16 protein-coding genes are annotated in these 16,711 nt (G+C 62.6%); 6 read left to right on the plus strand and 10 right to left on the minus strand.

Translation table 11 applies throughout. The features are described from left to right. Positions 1-13 precede the first annotated feature (13 nt). A complete protein-coding gene (acs, locus tag SH584_RS01940; protein WP_324808120.1) occupies positions 14-1,957 on the minus strand; it encodes an acetate--CoA ligase in 1,944 nt (647 codons plus the stop codon). Between the two features lie 98 nt (positions 1,958-2,055). Here acs and SH584_RS01945 point away from each other — a divergent pair, with 98 nt between their 5' ends. Beyond that, a complete protein-coding gene (locus tag SH584_RS01945; RefSeq protein WP_324808122.1) occupies positions 2,056-3,057 on the plus strand; it encodes an NAD-dependent epimerase/dehydratase family protein in 1,002 nt (333 codons plus the stop codon). A gap of 24 nt (positions 3,058-3,081) precedes the next feature. Next, positions 3,082-4,035 carry an NAD(P)H-dependent flavin oxidoreductase gene (locus tag SH584_RS01950; RefSeq protein WP_322840435.1) on the plus strand — a complete coding sequence of 318 codons (954 nt, stop codon included), beginning with the start codon at positions 3,082-3,084 and terminating at the stop codon, positions 4,033-4,035. Here SH584_RS01950 and SH584_RS01955 read toward each other — a convergent pair. From SH584_RS01955 to SH584_RS01970, 4 genes are all read right to left on the minus strand, one after another. Then, the gene (locus tag SH584_RS01955) at positions 4,032-4,463 is read right to left on the minus strand and encodes an acyl-CoA thioesterase (RefSeq protein WP_322840434.1); all 432 of its coding nucleotides are present in this window, start codon (positions 4,461-4,463) and stop codon (positions 4,032-4,034) included. The two genes, SH584_RS01950 and SH584_RS01955, sit on opposite strands and share 4 nt — an antisense overlap. Further along, positions 4,460-5,605, minus strand: a complete 1,146-nt coding sequence (locus tag SH584_RS01960; protein ID WP_324808125.1) for an iron-containing alcohol dehydrogenase — start codon at positions 5,603-5,605, stop codon at positions 4,460-4,462. Before SH584_RS01960 ends, SH584_RS01955 begins: the two co-directional genes overlap by 4 nt. 17 nt (positions 5,606-5,622) lie before the next feature. Beyond that, positions 5,623-6,114 carry a DUF1465 family protein gene (locus tag SH584_RS01965; RefSeq protein WP_324808127.1) on the minus strand — a complete coding sequence of 164 codons (492 nt, stop codon included), beginning with the start codon at positions 6,112-6,114 and terminating at the stop codon, positions 5,623-5,625. A gap of 101 nt (positions 6,115-6,215) precedes the next feature. Next, positions 6,216-6,413: a YdcH family protein gene (locus SH584_RS01970; RefSeq protein WP_322840431.1), complete on the minus strand. Its 198-nt coding sequence runs from the start codon at positions 6,411-6,413 to the stop codon at positions 6,216-6,218. 164 nt (positions 6,414-6,577) lie between these two features. Here SH584_RS01970 and SH584_RS01975 point away from each other — a divergent pair, with 164 nt between their 5' ends. Beyond that, positions 6,578-6,733: a YdcH family protein gene (locus tag SH584_RS01975; protein WP_322840430.1), complete on the plus strand. Its 156-nt coding sequence runs from the start codon at positions 6,578-6,580 to the stop codon at positions 6,731-6,733. A gap of 61 nt (positions 6,734-6,794) precedes the next feature. On the opposite strand, the gene dksA is transcribed toward SH584_RS01975, so the two are convergent. After that, on the minus strand, positions 6,795-7,259 hold the full coding sequence (gene dksA / locus SH584_RS01980; protein ID WP_416385141.1) for an RNA polymerase-binding protein DksA: 465 nt from the start codon (positions 7,257-7,259) through the stop codon (positions 6,795-6,797). A 247-nt stretch (positions 7,260-7,506) separates the two neighbouring features. On the opposite strand from dksA, the gene surE reads away from it, so the two are divergent. Both surE and SH584_RS01990 read left to right on the plus strand, forming a co-directional pair. Next, entirely contained in the window at positions 7,507-8,274 is a 768-nt protein-coding gene (gene surE / locus SH584_RS01985; protein WP_324808130.1) for a 5'/3'-nucleotidase SurE, read from the plus strand. A 20-nt stretch (positions 8,275-8,294) separates the two neighbouring features. Then, positions 8,295-10,037, plus strand: coding sequence for an ABC transporter ATP-binding protein (locus SH584_RS01990; protein ID WP_324808132.1), 1,743 nt, complete (start codon positions 8,295-8,297; stop codon positions 10,035-10,037). On the opposite strand, the gene asnB is transcribed toward SH584_RS01990, so the two are convergent. The 3 genes from asnB to SH584_RS02005 are packed head-to-tail and all read right to left on the minus strand — an operon-like array spanning position 10,034 to position 14,195. Further along, positions 10,034-12,019: an asparagine synthase (glutamine-hydrolyzing) gene (asnB, locus tag SH584_RS01995; RefSeq protein ID WP_324808134.1), complete on the minus strand. Its 1,986-nt coding sequence runs from the start codon at positions 12,017-12,019 to the stop codon at positions 10,034-10,036. The two genes, SH584_RS01990 and asnB, sit on opposite strands and share 4 nt — an antisense overlap. A gap of 32 nt (positions 12,020-12,051) precedes the next feature. Next, the gene (locus SH584_RS02000) at positions 12,052-12,834 is read right to left on the minus strand and encodes an FkbM family methyltransferase (RefSeq protein WP_324808136.1); all 783 of its coding nucleotides are present in this window, start codon (positions 12,832-12,834) and stop codon (positions 12,052-12,054) included. Positions 12,835-12,851: 17 nt separating this feature from the next. Next, positions 12,852-14,195: a lipopolysaccharide biosynthesis protein gene (locus SH584_RS02005; RefSeq protein ID WP_324808138.1), complete on the minus strand. Its 1,344-nt coding sequence runs from the start codon at positions 14,193-14,195 to the stop codon at positions 12,852-12,854. A gap of 239 nt (positions 14,196-14,434) precedes the next feature. On the opposite strand from SH584_RS02005, the gene SH584_RS02010 reads away from it, so the two are divergent. Further along, entirely contained in the window at positions 14,435-15,688 is a 1,254-nt protein-coding gene (locus SH584_RS02010; protein ID WP_324808140.1) for a glycosyltransferase, read from the plus strand. Here SH584_RS02010 and SH584_RS02015 read toward each other — a convergent pair. Further along, positions 15,628-16,707: a glycosyltransferase family 4 protein gene (locus SH584_RS02015; RefSeq protein WP_324808142.1), complete on the minus strand. Its 1,080-nt coding sequence runs from the start codon at positions 16,705-16,707 to the stop codon at positions 15,628-15,630. The two genes, SH584_RS02010 and SH584_RS02015, sit on opposite strands and share 61 nt — an antisense overlap. Positions 16,708-16,711 lie beyond the last annotated feature (4 nt).

Genomic DNA, 16,711 nt, shown 5'->3' on the forward strand with positions numbered 1-16,711 from the left:
TCGGCAAGCCGCCTTAGGCGACCGGCGGCCGTCCCGCGATGAGTTGATCGACCACCGACGGGTCGGCCAAGGTCGATGTATCCCCGAGCGTCGACACGTCCCCCTCGGCGATCTTTCGCAAGATTCGACGCATGATCTTTCCCGACCGGGTCTTCGGGAGCGACGGCGCGAACTGCAACACGTCCGGGGTCGCTATCGGGCCGATCTCCTTGCGCACCCACTGGGTCAATTCCGCCCGCAGCGCTTCGTCGGGCGTCACCTCTGTATTCACGGTAACGTAGGCGTAGATCCCCTGCCCCTTGATGTCGTGCGGCATGCCGACGACCGCGGCCTCGGCAACCGCCTGATGAGCAACGAGCGCGCTTTCGACCTCCGCGGTGCCCATGCGATGCCCCGACACGTTGATGACGTCGTCGATCCGGCCGGTGATCCAATAATATCCATCGTCGTCGCGTCGGCAGCCGTCACCGGTAAAATAATAGCCGGGATAGGCGGAGAAATAGGTCTGAAAGAAGCGATCGTGATCGCCCCACACCGTTCGCATCTGCCCCGGCCAGCTCCGCGCGATGGCCAGCGAGCCTTCGCCCGCGCCGGCGATCTCCTTGCCGCCACGGTCGAGCAGGACCGGCGCAACGCCAAACATCGGCAGGGTCGCGCTTCCCGGTTTCAACGCGGTCGCGCCTGGCAAGGGCGTGATCATCGCGCCGCCGGTTTCGGTCTGCCACCAGGTGTCGACGATCGGGCAGCGCCCTTCCCCGACAACGCGGTGATACCATCCCCAAGCTTCGGGGTTTATCGGTTCGCCTACGGTCCCCAGCAGGCGTAACGAAGCACGCGACGTCCGCGTCACCGGCTCGTCCCCCTCGCGCATCAAAGCCCGCAACGCGGTCGGGGCGGCATAAAAGATTTCGACCTGATATTTGTCGACGACCTGCCAGAAGCGACTGGCGTCGGGCCAATTCGGCACCCCTTCGAACATGAGCGTCGTCGCTCCGTTCGCGAGCGGTCCGTAGACGACGTAGCTGTGCCCGGTGACCCAACCGATGTCGGCGGCACACCAGTAAATCTGTCCGGGCCGATAATCGAAAACATATTCATGGGTCATCGACGTCCACACGGCATAGCCACCGGTCGAGTGCAGCACGCCCTTCGGCTTTCCCGTCGATCCGGAGGTGTAGAGGATGAAGAGCGGATCTTCCGCGCTCATCTCCTCCGGCGGGCAAATATCTTCCATTCCCCGAATGGCGTCCGTCCAGGCGACGTCGCGGCCCTCAAGCATCGCGACGGGAGCGCCGGTTCGCTCGAGGACGATGACATGGTCTACGGCCGGACACTGGGTGAGCGCCTCGTCGACATTTGCCTTGAGCGGGATCGACTTCCCCCCGCGCTTGCCTTCGTCGGCGGTAATAACCAGCCGACTGTCGCAATCGCGAATCCGGCCGGCCAGCGCTTCGGGCGAGAAGCCGGCGAAGACGATAGAATGGATCGCGCCCACCCGCGCGCAGGCGAGCATCGCCACGGCCGCCTCGGGAACCATAGGGAGGTAGATCGTCACGCGGTCGCCGCGCCCGACGCCAAGCGCCTTCATCGCATTGGCAAAGCGGCAGGTCGTGGCCAACAGCTCGGAATAGCTGATCGAACGGCCCGGCTCGGCGGGGTCGTCGGCTTCCCAGACGATCGCGGGCGCGTCGCCGCGTTCGGCGACATGGCGGTCGAGGCAATTCACGCTTAGGTTCAGCGTGCCGTCGGCGAACCACCTGATGCCGAAGTCCGCTTCCGCAAAGCTGGACTCGCTGACAGTCGAGAAGGGTCTAATCCACTCGATCCGCTGCGCCTCCGTCCGCCAGAAAGCGTCAGGATCGGCGATCGATTGCGCGTACATCTCGCCATAGCGTTTCGCGTCGATCAGCGCCGATTTGGCCCACTCCTTGGGGACGGGATAGAGGGCCTCGGTCATCGTCGCTTGCTCCTTGCCAAGTGGCGTCACTCTACCCTTCCGCGCGATGGTGCAAACCCCCTCGCGCCCGCGCGCCGGCTCCGCTAGGCAGCACACCCATGACCATCTTAGTTACCGGCGTGGCCGGATTCATCGGATCGACGACTGCCCGTGCGCTGCTTGCCCGCGGCGAAACCGTGATCGGCATCGACAACCTCAACGACTATTACGACGTCACGCTGAAGCACGCGCGGCTCGCGCGCCTGCAGGACGAGGGCGGCGACCGCTTCACCTTCGAAGCGATCGACTTCGCCGAGATCGACGACCTGAATACATTCGCTGCTCGCCACGACTTCGATCGCATCGTACATTTGGGCGCGCAAGCGGGTGTCCGCCACTCGATCGACAAGCCCCACGCCTATGTCCGCTCGAACCTGCTCGGCCACCTCAACATGCTTGAGCTCGCCCGTGCGCGGCAGCCCAAGCACATGGTCTATGCGTCGTCGTCGTCGGTGTACGGCGGCAACGACACGCTGCCGTTCCGGGTTGAGGATCGCACCGATCACCCGCTTTCGCTCTACGCCGCGAGCAAGCGCGCTGACGAGTTGATGAGCGAATCCTACGCAAACCTTTTCCGGACGCCGTTGACGGGGCTCCGCTTTTTCACCGTCTATGGCCCGTGGGGCCGCCCTGACATGGCGATGTGGCTCTTCACCAAAGCGCTCTACGCTGGTGAGCCGCTGCGCCTATTCAACGCGGGAAAGATGCGCCGCGACTTCACTTACGTCGACGACATCGTTCGCGGGATCATTGCCTGCCTCGACGGTCCCCCGGCCGATGACGGCAGCGAAAAGGCGGGCGGAAGCACCGGACCGCACGCGCTCTATAATATCGGCAATCACCGGTCCGAAGACCTGATGCGCGTGGTCGAATTGCTGCAGCGCGAGACCGGTCGCGAAGCGAAAATCGATTTCCAGCCGATGCAGCCTGGCGATGTGTCTGACACCTTCGCCGACATCAGCGCCATCCAGCGCGATCACGGCTTCGAACCGGCGACGACGATTGACGAAGGCGTTCCCAATTTCGTCGCTTGGTATCGCGATTATCACCGTTTGGACTGACCCCCTTTCCCGAAGGAATTAGACTTGGCCCTGCCCGACATCTTTTCCCGCCTTCGCCTTCCCGTCATCGGTGCCCCGCTCTTCATCGTGTCGGGGCCTGACCTAGTCATCGCGCAGTGCAAGGCGGGCATCGTCGGCAGTTTCCCCGCGCTCAATGCCCGCCCGCAAAGCCAGCTCGACGAGTGGATCCACCAGATCACCGAGGAACTGGCGGCCTGGGATCGTGACAATCCGGACACGCCGTCGGCGCCGTTCGCGGTCAACCAGATCGTTCATCGTTCGAACGACCGCTTCGAAGAAGACGTCGCGACGTGCGAGAAATGGAAGGTCCCGCTGGTCATCACCTCGCTCGGCGCGCGGGCGGAGCTGAACGACGCGGTGCACTCATGGGGCGGCATCACGCTCCACGACATCATCGACGATCGCTTCGCGCGGAAAGCGGTCGAAAAGGGCGCCGACGGCCTGATTGCGGTCGCGGCCGGTGCTGGTGGGCACGCGGGCAAGTGGTCGCCCTTTGCGCTTATCCAGGAGATTCGCACCTGGTTCGACGGTCCGCTGGCACTGTCGGGCTCGATCGCGACCGGCGGTGCCATCCTTGCTGCCAAAGCGATGGGGGCCGATTTCGCCTACATCGGCTCGCCCTTCATCGCCACGACCGAGGCAAGAGCGTCCGACGAATATAAGCAGGGGATCTGCGAAGGCGGCGCCGGCGACATCATCAATTCCTCGCTCTTTACCGGCATCAACGGCAATTATCTGCGCGGCTCGATTATCGCGGCGGGTCTCGATCCCGACAATCTGCCCGGCGCGGACGCGGCGGCCATGAACTTCCAGTCGTCGACGGGCGCAAAAGCGTGGCGCGACATCTGGGGGTCGGGTCAGGGAATCGGAGTCGTCGACAAGGTGGTCCCGACCGCGGAACTCGTCAGCCGCCTCGAACGCGAATACGCAGCCGCGAAGGCAGCGATCGCCGCCTAAGCTAGAGCAGCGAGCGACGCCCGCCAGACGTCGGGGATTGCTGCGGGCCGGCGAGTGTCTCGATCGACGTAAACGTGGGTGAAGTGCCCTTGTGCGGCGGGCTCGCCCGCGCCTGCCGCAAAAACGCCCAAGCGGTAGGTGACGCTTGAGGTTCCCAGGCGATCGATCGCCAGACCGATCTCCACGTCGCCCGGATAGGCGAGCGAGGAGAAGTAACTGCATCCCGTTTCCACCACGAGCCCGATCGGATTGCCGGAGGCAATGTCGAGCAGCCCGTGCTCGATCAGCCACTGGTTCACCGCAGTGTCGAACCACGCATAGTAGATCGTGTTGTTGACGTGACCGTAGGCGTCATTGTCTGCCCAGCGAGTGGCGATCGTCTGAAACGCGCGATATTGGTCGCGCCCGCGCGGGACCGGTCGGTTCACCACGCCGCCTCGTATAATCGGCGGGCGTCGGCTTCGTCAATCAGGCACGGATTGTTCACCAGCAACCGCTGCTGCTTCATGGCCTCGCGCGCCAGCATCGGAATTTCGTCCCAAACAATCCCATGCTCGCGAAGACGCGGCGAGAGGCCACTGCCGATGACAAGTTGCTCCAGGCGATCGATCAGCAAGGCGCAACGCGCCTGGCTGCCCTGCCCGGCACATTCGGGCGCGACGATCTCGGCAAGCTCGGCATATTCCTCGCGCGCCGCCTCGGCATTGTGCGTCAGGACGACCCGCAGCATCAGGGCATTCGACAGGCCGTGCGGGATGTGATGGATGCCGCCCAACGGATAAGCCAGCGCATGCACCCCGGCGACCGGCGCATTTGCAAAGGCCAGACCAGCCAAGTGCGCGCCCAGCAGCATCGCCGCCCTCGCTTCCAGGTTGGCTGGCTCGTTACAGGCGGTGATCAGGTTCTCGTTCAGAAGGCGAAGCGCTTGCCGTGAAAACCCGTCCGAAAGCGGGTTCTTGGCCTTGACCGAGGTGTAAGCCTCAACTGCATGAACCATCGCATCGATTCCGGTCGCGGCGGTCAGTCCGCGCGGCATCCCGACGGTGAGCGTGGCATCGAGCGCGGCCCAGTCGGCGATCAGTGCCGGCGAATTCACGCCCCGCTTCTCATCTCCCTCGCAAGTAATGACCGCGACCGGAGTCGCTTCGCTCCCCGTCCCTGCCGTCGTCGGCACGAGCGCTAGCGGTAGGCGCGTTCCGGTGGCGAGCCCGACGCCCCAGATCGAATCGAGGTCGTCGCCAGAGCCGATGAGATAGGCCGCTAATTTCGCGACATCCATCGGGCTTCCGCCGCCGAAGCCGACCACGTGGGTGACGTCATGGCGGCCACCCAAGTCGACCGCGTCCAGCAGGGTCTTGCGCGACGGGTCGGCCTCGACGGTGTCGAAAAGAATGACCCGTCCCCCGCGCTGTTCGATCGCGGTGCGCATCGGATCGGCCAAGCCAAGATCGGCAACGCCGCGATCGGTGACAAACAGGCAATTGCCGTCCGGCAGGTGAGCGGCAAGATCGGCCGCGCTGCCGGGTCCTGCGAGCAACCGAGGACCGGGATGATAGGTGAAGGATCGCATGGCGCGACCCTAAGCGCTCAGTTGGTGCGATTCCAGATCAAGTCGCGCTCTAGCCGACCCATCAGTGCGCGAGCAGGACTCGGCGCCGGCTCATCGTCGAGTTGCCCCTCGTCGAGCCGCGCAACGCGCGCATAGAGATCACTGCTGGAATGGATCAGCGCCTGCGCCCCTGGCGGCAATTGCTCGACCACCAGAGGATCGCTGCTTTGCGCGTTGCCGAGCCGGCGTTCGGGCCGACGTCCATCGATCGAGTTAAGCTCGCCCGTCTCGACCGCGCGCTGGGTCAGCAGCCACGCCACGATGTGCATGATCCGCGTGGTGACCTTCAGCGACTCGCAGGCGAAGCCGACCCGCGCGAAGGGCTCAAGTTGCTGCCGCTCCTCACGTCCCGCTTCATCGAAATAAGCGCGAGCTTCGTCAGCAAGCACCATCGCCTCGGTATACAGAGCGTCGATCAGCCTTGGCGTGATGCGGATTCCGCTGGTGGGTTGATCGGTCGAATCGGTCATGTGTGAGGTCGATCCTGCCATGTTGTTCTTGGCGAGGAAACGCATGAGCGGACGAGAGCGGCCTTGCCCTGCTCACCTGTCCCGCTTTCGGACATGCTCGATCAGGCGATGATGTCGGGGACGATCCGGTCGGCGAGCTGCTCGATCTCGTCCTTCATCACCAGTTTGCGCTTCTTCAATCGAGCAAGTTCGAGCTGGTCGCAGTTTCCCGCATTGCGCAGCAGGTCGATTTCCTCGTCGAGCCGACGGTGCTCAGCCTTTAGGAAAGCCAGTACTTCTCGCGGGTCGTCATCGTTCATCGTTTCGTCTTATCCCAGGTCCGGACCGGCGTCACTCGCCCCGGCGTCAACGGCGAACCGCGCCTTCGCCCGGTCGAATGGCGCCAATCGCATGACGACATGGCGACCGTTTCATGTTTTATTGAAGTCACTATCCGTGTCAGCCAACGAAAGGAAATTGACCGATGGAAAAAGGACAGGTGGACGCTCTGGCATCAAAGCACGCCGCGCTTCACGCAAAGATCGACGCCGAAGAGCATCGACCGCACCCGGACGACATCATCCTCCATCAGTTGAAGAAAGAGAAATTACGGCTGAAGGACGCGCTCACCGGCCATTGATCGCCGGCCATCTGTGGGGTGATGGACCGGGCGCTGCGGCACCCGGTCCCGCCTCATCCGATCAGTCGTCGCGCGAAACGCGCTCGACCCGCTCATGCTTTTCCTGCGCTTCGAGCGTCATTGTGGCAATCGGCCGAGCTTCGAGCCGCGCCAGCGAAATCGGATCGCCGGTCACTTCGCAATAGCCATATTCGCCCTCGTGAAGACGACGTACCGCCGCATCGATCTTCGAGATCAACTTGCGCTGACGATCGCGGGTACGAAGCTCGATCGACCAATCGGTCTCGCTCGACGCGCGATCCGCAATGTCCGGTTCGCGCATCGAATCGATCTGCAGCTGCGCCATGGTGGCGCGGCTTTCCTCGACGATCGATTCCTTCCAGTCGCGCAATTTGCGAAGGAAGTATGCGCGATGTTCAGCGCACATGAATTCTTCCTCGTCCGAAGGCCGATAGCCGTCGGGCAAGGTCATCTGATCGAAGCGAATGGAGTTCAGTCCGTAAAGGTCTACTAGAGCGGTAGCCATCTTACTCTCCCCGGCACAAGCGCCACCCGGCTCCGCACCGGGCCACCGGTAACGGCCGGAGGCGAATATACTTGGCTTTCAAAGCACTTAGGCCTTGTCTGCCGATATCCCCACCGCGCTATTAGTTAAGCCCCTTCTCCTTAACAAGGACTGACCGGGTCTTCGTGCAACTTTCTGTGGGTTGTTGCCGAATGGACGCATATTTACCGCGCTTGTCCGATGCTCCGACAATGCGCATAGCGTGGCGATGCGCATTCTCCTGACCAACGACGACGGAATCCACGCTCCCGGCTTTGCCGTCCTCGAACGGATTGCCGCGCAATTGTCGGACGATGTGTGGGTCGTCGCTCCGGCGGAGGAACAGTCGGGTGCGGGTCATTCGCTGACACTGTCCACGCCCATTCGACTTCGCCGCCACGGTGACAAGCGCTTCGCGGTCCGCGGCACGCCGACCGATGCAGTCATGCTCGCGCTTGCCCACGTCATGAAAAACACGCCTCCGGACTTGATCCTGTCAGGCGTCAATCGCGGCGCAAACCTGGGCGAGGACGTGACCTATTCGGGTACCGTTTCCGCCGCGATGGAAGGAGCGCTCGCCGGCGTGAGATCGATCGCGCTGAGCCAATCCTACTCGCGCGAAGGCATGGGCGACACGGTCCCCTTCGCAACGGCAGAATCTTGGGCCCCAAAGGTGCTCGCTCCGTTACTCGATGCCCCCTTCGCGCCCGGCACGCTCGTCAACGTCAACTTCCCCGCCGGCGACCCTGCCGACGTGAAGGGTGTCCGAGTCTGCCGCCAAGGCATTCGCGACTATGGCCGCCTGCGTATCGTCGAGCGCAAGGATCCGCGCGGCTATCCTTACTTTTGGTTTGGCCTCGCACCCATGGTCGAGACGCCCGGCCATTCGACCGATCTCGAGGCTATTGCCGACGGCTATATTGCGGTAACGCCGCTCCATCTCGACCTCACCCATGACGCCGGCCTCGCGCCATTGGCGGAGCGATTCACCATTTGACCCGCGACGGTCCCGTTTCGATGCTGCGATCGCTGTATCGTGCGGCCTCGTCGCAGGATCGCCGCCGGCTTCATTGGTTATTGCTGCTGATGCCAGTCGCCGCCTTTGCGGAGATGGCCGCGATCGGCGCGGTCGTCCCTTTGATCGGCATCCTCACAAACGCCAATCATTCCGGCGGCGAGTGGCTCAACTGGCTGTTCGACTTGGGCGCGGCCGATCAGCGAGGGGAGAAAATGCGCCTCTCGGCCATCCTGTTCGTCGTGGCATCGATCGCGGCGGCCGGCATGAGGCTGATCCTTTCGTGGGCGACGCAGCGCTTTGCCTATCACTACGGTCACGACCTGGCCTGCGACATTCAGGAACGGGTGCTCGCCCAGCCGTACAGCTTCCACATTTCGCGAAACAGCAGCCAGTTCGTCGCCGCGCTCGAGACGGTCGAGCAACTGGTGTTCACGGTGGTCCTTCAACTCGTCATGGCGATTTCGGCGGCCGTAGTCGGACTATCGCTGATCATTGCCCTAGGGCTGATCGACATCCGGAGCGTCGCGCTCGCGGCAGCGATCATCATCGTTGCCTATGGCGTCGTGCTGCTGTCGATCCGACGACGGCTGTCCGCGAACAGCGACGCGATCGGAATCGCCTATCAGCGCCGGGTGCAGGCAGTGCAGGAAAGCCTGGGCGCGATCCGGGACATCATCATCGATCACAGTCAGGCCGCCTATCTCGAGGCGTTTCGCGCCTTCGACGCGCCGCTCATGCGCGCGCGGGCGAGTACCGCCTTCATCTCGGCGGCGCCGCGGTTTGTCGTCGAATCGGTGACACTGGCGGCACTCACGATCATTGCGCTGTTCGTCGCGGGGCAGCAGCAAAGCATCGATCCCGCCTTACCCGCGCTCGGCGCGCTCCTGCTTGGCGCATTGCGCCTGATGCCCCTCACACACACGCTATATTATGGCTGGACGACCGTGGCAGGCAGCCGGTCGCTCATCGAACGTACCGCCGAGCTGATGGCGCTGCCGGTCGCCGTGGAAGAAGCCCAAAGCGGTCCGCTCATATTCAAGCGCGCCATACGCTTCGACCGCGTCGGCTTCACCTATCCGATGCGTCCCGAGCCCGCGCTTGAAGATATCGACCTGACGATCCCTCGCGGCACCCGGGTCGGCCTCATCGGGCGCACCGGCAGTGGCAAGAGTACCCTTGCCGACGTCTTCATGGGCCTCATCGAACCGTCGTCGGGGACGATCTGCATCGACGGCGTTCCGCTTGTCGCCGCCAACGCCAGCGCATGGCAGCGGCAGGTGGCCCACGTCCCGCAATTCATTTTTCTCGCGGATGCGACCATTGCTCGCAACATCGCGATGGGCGATCCTTCCCACCCGATCGACCCGATCAAATTGGCCCGCGCGGTCGAATTCTCGCAGTTGAAGAAGTTCGTTGCCACTCTCCCTGACGGCATCGACACGCTGGTGGGAGAGAATGGCGTCCGACTGTCGGGCGGGCAGCGACAGCGGGTCGGCCTGGCGCGCGCGATCTACAAGCAGGCGCCGGTTCTGGTCCTCGACGAAGCAACCAGCGCTCTGGACGAAGAAACAGAAGCCGCGGTGATGGCCGCGCTCGATCGCGTCAATGCCGATGGCGAGACCGTCCTGGTCATCGCGCACCGTCACTCGACCCTCGCAAGCTGTGACCAAGTCGTACGCCTCGCCAATGGCCGCATCGTCGCGATGGGACCGCCGAGCGAACTCCTCGATCTCGACGACTAGGCGGCTTCTGCCTGCACGCCTTGCGCAGCATCACGAAGCCAGCTTTGGAACATCAGGATCGCCCAGATCGCCTGCGTGGAATCGCGCTGGCCGGCGAGATGCTGCTTCCAACGCCTTTCGACGATTGCACTGTCGAAAAATCCTTCGCTTCGCATCCGTGCGGGATCGAGCAATTCTTCCGCCCACGGACGAAGCGGGCCCTTGATCCATTCGCCGACGGGGATCGCGAATCCTGCTTTCGGGCGGTCGAATAGGCGTCGCGGCGCTTTCTTGTAGAGCAGCTCACGAAGTACGTGCTTGCCCACCCCTCCCCGCACCTTCATCACCAAGGGGATACGGGCAGCGACCGCGGCGACGCGATGATCGAGGAACGGCACACGCGTTTCGAGGCTGACGGCCATCGAGGCGCGGTCGACCTTCGCGAGGATGTCGTCCGGCAAATAGCTGACCGCATCGCAGTACATCATGCGAAGCGTGTCCGGCGCCTTCGCGGCGAAATCCATCGAGAACGGCAAGGAGGCGGCCGAGCCGAGGACCGGTGACTGCTCCATGCTCCATTCGTCCAGGAAGCTGGCGTACACGTCGTCAAGACTACGCGCTGATCCCGCCAGCCGAAGCGCCTTCTGGATCTTGGCCCCGAACGCCGGGGTTCGCGACGGCCCGGCAAGGCTCGCCGCCTTGCTCCAGACGCCGGACGGAAGCCTGCCAAGCGCGCTTCCCGCCAATCCGCGGAGACCGGCCGGCACCGGCTCGAGCATGTTCCACAGTCGGGGGGCCGCGAAGTGACGGTTATAGCCTGCGAACAGTTCGTCTCCGCCGTCCCCGGTCAAGGCAACGGTCACCTGCTCCTTCGCAAAGCGACTGACGAGGAACGTCGGAATCTGCGAGCTGTCCGCGAACGGCTCGTCATACATCCGCGACAGGTCGGGAATGACGTCGCGCGCCTCGTAGACGCTGACATAATGTTCGTGATGAACCGTGCCGAGGTGCGCCGCGACTTCCTTTGCGTACACCGCCTCGTCGAACCCGGCTTCACCGAAACCGATCGTGAAGGTGCGGACCGGGATGTCGGAAAATTGCTGGTACATGGCAACGACCGCGGAGCTGTCGATACCCCCCGATAGAAACGCGCCGACGGGCACGTCCGCCACGGCTTGCCCGCGGATCGCCTGGTCCAGCACCCGCTCCAGTGCCTCGACCGAATCCTCCTCTGCAATCGGATCGGCCAGCCCATCGCGCATCACGTCTGCATAGGACCAGTATCGGGTCAGGCTCAGCGGACCCGATCCACCGACCACTGGCGGTTCCGCGATGCGCTGCCCGCAGACGTCGATGGTCGCGGTCAGGATGCAGCCGGGCTCGAGCTTGAAGATGGTTCGATAGATGGACCGCGGCGCGGGGATCCAGGTTTTCGCTGCAAAGTCATGAAGAGCCTGACGATCGATCGACGCGTCGAAGTCGGGATGGACCCGGATCGCCTTCAACTCGGACGCGAAGACGAAGTCACGCCCGGCCCAGCCGTAGTAAAGTGGCTTCTCGCCAAAGCGGTCGCGCACGAGTTGAAGCTTGCGCTCCTTGCAGTCCCACAGCGCGAACGCGAACATCCCGACGGCACGCCCAAGCGTCGCTTCGAGCCCCCACGTCGCAATCCCCTGAAGAAGTGTTTCGGTGTCGGAATGTCCACGCCACCCGCCGGAAGGCGCTGCGCCAGCCGCCTCGAACTCGGCGCGAAGGTCCTGGTGATTATAGATTTCGCCGTTGTAGCTGAGCCAAAAGCGCCCGTCGTCGGACGCCATGGGTTGATGCCCCATTGGGGATAGATCGACGATCGACAATCGGCGATGGGCCAGCCCAATACCGGCGGATTGGTCAATCCATTCGCCGCGGTCGTCGGGTCCGCGGTGCGCGATGGACCCGCCCATCCGACGAAGCAACGCCGGGTCGATCTCGTTGCTGCTCAGCAGGCCGGCAATACCGCACATCTAAAACTGTCCCAACGATCGATCCACCGGGCTTATCGCGACGCGGAAGTCAGAAGGAAATTGCGACCTTCGTCGTCGTCGAGCTTCTCCCACGAATAGTCGAAGCCGCTGAGCGCTTCCTCGATCCCCCGCCGGCACTCGTCGTCGAGCACCTCGATGAAGATCGTCGGGCGATCGCTTTCCAGGCGTCCGCGCATGCCCCGTAATGCCGCCGGCTCATGCCGCTCGACATCCATCTTCATCAGATCGATTTTTCCAAGGCCATGACGATCAAGCACGCTGTCGAGGCGGTAAGCCTGAACCTTGCTCTCGATCGATCCCCCCATGCTGGGCTGCAAGGACGCAGAATATTGATGCTCGCCGGGAAAATCGTAAAACGTCAAAACTTCATCGGCGTCCGATGCCGCGGCTTCTTCGACGATGATCGGGTAGTCGTTCATGCGCACATTCTGGCGCAAACGGTTTGCAGTGCGCGCAGACGCTTCCATCGCAAGAACCGTTGCACCGGGATTGATGGTTTGAGCGGATAGCGCAAACACTCCGGTGTTGGCGCCAATGTCGAGGATCACCTTCGACGACTTGGCCAACTGCACCCAGCGCTTGAGTGAATCCGCTTCCCACGACTTGCCGAAACCAGCCCAGAACAAGTCGTTTTCAACGACATCCCCGCGTGATTCCAGCTGGAATGATTTGCCCGGCTCTACGTCGACTGAAAAGCGTCCGACAAATGGCAGATGCTGATAGATCGAAGGCCCCGGCGACGCGATCTTGCGGACCGCGCGCAACGCCGAAGGTACCATCAATGCCGAGCGCATCGACCTGATCAACTGCTTCAACCTATTTTCCTTTTCACCGGTAATCCAATCATCGACCCGTCGATCCCCAATGTGCGCCTGACGTAGACCAGCATGCTGAGGTTCAACGTGGCAACGGCCGCAGAGGATGCAATCGCGCTGCCCAAAGGGCCCAGAATCGGGATGAGGATCACATTGATCGAAACGCTCAATAGCAAGGCCAGCGCTATGATGACCAGCGCGGCCTTCTGACGCCCCGTCATGATCATCAGGTAGCCGACCGATCCAGTCGCTGCATTGATCAGGCCGCCCAGGAGCAGCACCAGAAGCACCGGATAGGCCGCATCGAATTCCGGCCCGAACGCCCGAAGGATCGGCCTTCCGAAGATGGCGAGGAATGCTGCGACGGCCAGCGCGAATGCTAGGGATGCGCGTGAAGTCAGGCGAGCGATCCCCGCCAATTCGTCCCAATCGCGTCGGTGGTACGCCGATGCGATCATCGGTCCGGAAATCATGACGATGGCCGTCAGTCCGAAAGGGACCAGGCTCGACAGTCTCGTCGCGGCGGAAAATAATCCCGCCGAAGAAGCGTCGGCGAGCATGCCGAGCAACAGGATGTCAGCCTGGTTCATCATCTCTTGAAGAGCACCCATGATCAGGACGACCCAGCTGAGCGAAACCCACTCCGACCGCTCGCCGTAATTGGGCTTCTCCTCGATACGGCCGAACACTTTCTTGACCGATATCAGCATCGCGACGAGCACGACGCTCGCGCTGATCAGGGTCAATTGCATCGCGCTGATCGAGTCGATGCGAATGCCGAGGGACCAAAGGATGCCGATCCCGATCAACAGCATCAGCGGGCGGAGGAGATGCTCGAAGAATTGAGAGGACATGATCCGCTGCGCTGTTCGAAGCAGCGCCGACGCCCAACCGATTGCGGCCAGAGGAAAGATCATTCCCGCAATGCTCGCGATCATCAGCCAGGAAGTGTCCCGGAACGTCGGAACCGGAAATAACTTTGTCGCCAGAATGAGCGAACCGACACAGAATGAAGCCAGTGCCATCGAGATAAGCGAGAAGCGGATGAACCCGCGCAGCTCGCCAAGTCGTCCATGCTCCCGATATACGGTCGCGTATCGCAAGGTCGCGTGGTCGAGGCCAAGTCGGGCGGGGAGGACGAGGATCAACGCCCAGCCCAACGCGATGACGTAGAGCCCATATTGCTGTGCGCCCATCGTCCGCGAAAGCAAAAGATGGGACACGAAGGCGAGGACAAGTCCAAACGACCGCGTGGCCATCGAGACCGCACTGTCCCTCAACAATTGTGACGACAAAAAATATCGCCAGCCGTTACGGACGACGCCGCCCACGTTAACCATCACAGGCTCCGCGACGAACGGCGCGACCCCCTCCGCCCGGCCAACTGCCAAGCACCTCTACGACACACGGAATGAACAACGGGAAACTCATGGAAGCCATCGCGCGGGAGGCATGACACTCTTTGCCAATTTGTCTACCCGCCCCTCACCAGGTCGTCGCCTGCATACAACACCGAAACAGTTCTAGGGGCCTTGCCATCACCCATCCTGCAGTAACGACACTCTCCCCCGAGAAGGCGGTGGGCGGTAAGCGCGTGCTTTATCTCAGCTACGACGGAATGACCGACCCTCTCGGCGCTTCACAAGTCCTACCGTATCTGGCCGGCTTGTCCGCCGTGGGCCATCAGATCACGCTGATCAGCTTCGAAAAGCCCGAGCGCGGCGAGACTGAGCGCCAGGCCGTCCGCGACCAATGCGCGAAGATCGGGATCGATTGGCATCCCCTCTCCTATCACAAGCGTCCGCCGATCTTTTCGACGGTGTACGATCTCATGGCGATGCGCCGGCTGGCCGACCGGCTTCACCGGCAAAAGCGCTTCGATCTTGTTCATTGCCGCAGCTATCTTTCGGCGATGGTCGGTCACGCGATGCAAGCCTCGCTCGGCGTTGCCTTCCTGTTCGACATGCGCGGCTTCTGGGCAGACGAGCGTGTCGAGGGTGGACTATGGGACCTTCGCAAGCCGATCTATCGGACCGTCTACGACTATTTTAAACGACGTGAGCGGCTGTTCCTCGGCGATGCCGCGGCGATCGTCAGCCTGACCGAAGCCGGAAAGCAGACGATGCTGGCCCGCGACGATCAGGCGGCGGCGGATACGCCAATGGCCGTGATTCCCTGCTGCGTGAACTTCGACCTCTTCACGCCGCCGACCTCGGAGCGACGCGACCGCGCTCGGAAAGCACTTGCCATCGAACATGACCGCAAGGTCTTCGCCTACCTCGGCTCGATAGGCACATGGTACATGCTGGATGAAATGCTGGACTGTTTCGCGGTCCAGCTGACCCGGGATCCGGAGTCGATGTTGCTGTTCATCACCAGAGACGATCCCGCGCTCATTCGCGATGCCGCCTCGGCCAAGGGCATTCCGTCCGCCAACCTGATGATCCGCGCCGCAAGCCGCGAAGAGGTGTCGCTGTTCCTGTCCGCGGTCGACGTCGGCCTGTTCTTCATCCGGCCGACCTTTTCCAAGCTTGCCAGCTGCCCGACGAAGCTCGGCGAATTCCTGGCGGCGGGCATTCCGGTTTTGACCAACCGCAATGTCGGCGATGTCGATACCCAAGTCGAAGAGTCCGGAGCAGGCGCGCTGGTGGATGGCTTCGATACCGGTTCTTATGAGATCGCCTTGGCGACGATCGAACGATTGCCCCCGCGGCCGCAGGAATGGCGAAAGAGCGCGCGAAAGTGGTTCGATCTTCAGACGGGAATTGCGACTTACGACGCGGTGTATCGCTCCATCACGGACCGGAAGACGTCGACGAGGCGAGGCGCCTGAGACGCCAGGGAATATTCCTTCACGGCGATATCTCGTCCGGCACGACCCATCCGTTGGCGAAGGTCTGCGTCGGCGATCAGCCGTTCGAGGGCCGCCCGCCATTGCGACAGGTCGGTGGCCAAAATGCCGTTCATCCCTTCGCGCACGATGGACGAGTTCACACCGACCGGCGCCCCCACCACCGGCAGGCCGCATGCCATATACTGAATGAGCTTGTAGCCACTCTTGCCGCGCTCGAACGGCCCGTCGATGAGCGGCATGATGCCGATGTCCATTGACTGGACGTCGGCGATCTCGCGCTCTTCCGACCACTGGACGAGATCGAGACCGTCGAACCCATCTGCCGACGCGCCAGCCCCGGCACCGACCACGCGGATTCTCACGCCATGGCGCTCGACCAATTCCTTCAGCAGGGGAAGCAAGGGCCGCACCATCGGCCATGTAGATGGCGACCCGATCCACCCAATCGTCAACGGCTGGCTACCCTCGCGTGGGTCCGGCACATAGAGGTTGGTGTCGACGACGGTCGGCAGGACGATGCTGTTCTTGCAGAACTGCAAGGCATAGGATCGCAGATACTCGTTGCCGCAGCAGCAAGCCGTCGCGCCAGCCATCAAGCCGTCCAGCTTCCCCGTGAGCAAGCGCCGCCGGGCCCGCGATGCATGGTGAGCGAATGCCTCGAAAAAGGCGTCGTCCATGTCGTAAATGACCGGGCGCCCCGTCGCGAAAATGAGCTTCTCGAACACGGACGGAAGCATCGGGAATAGCTCGGCGTAAACCCATAGGACATCGTAATGGCGCGCCTCGATCAGCTGACCGAAGCGCCTCAGGTAGGAACAGGCGATCGGTCCCTTGGCGGCACCTTCCCCGGTAGCCAGACTGCGTACATAATCTTCACCCAGCAGCGGACGATAGTCGACGTGGATTCCCGCGTCGGCAAGCAACGGCAGATACTGCAGGACCCGCTGCCTCGTACTTGCGGCTTCGCGATCGTATTTCGTGAATGCCAGAACGCGCATCGAT

It is taken from the genome of Sphingomonas sp. LY29 (genome assembly GCF_035593985.1).
Classification (GTDB): Bacteria; Pseudomonadota; Alphaproteobacteria; order Sphingomonadales; family Sphingomonadaceae; genus Sphingomicrobium.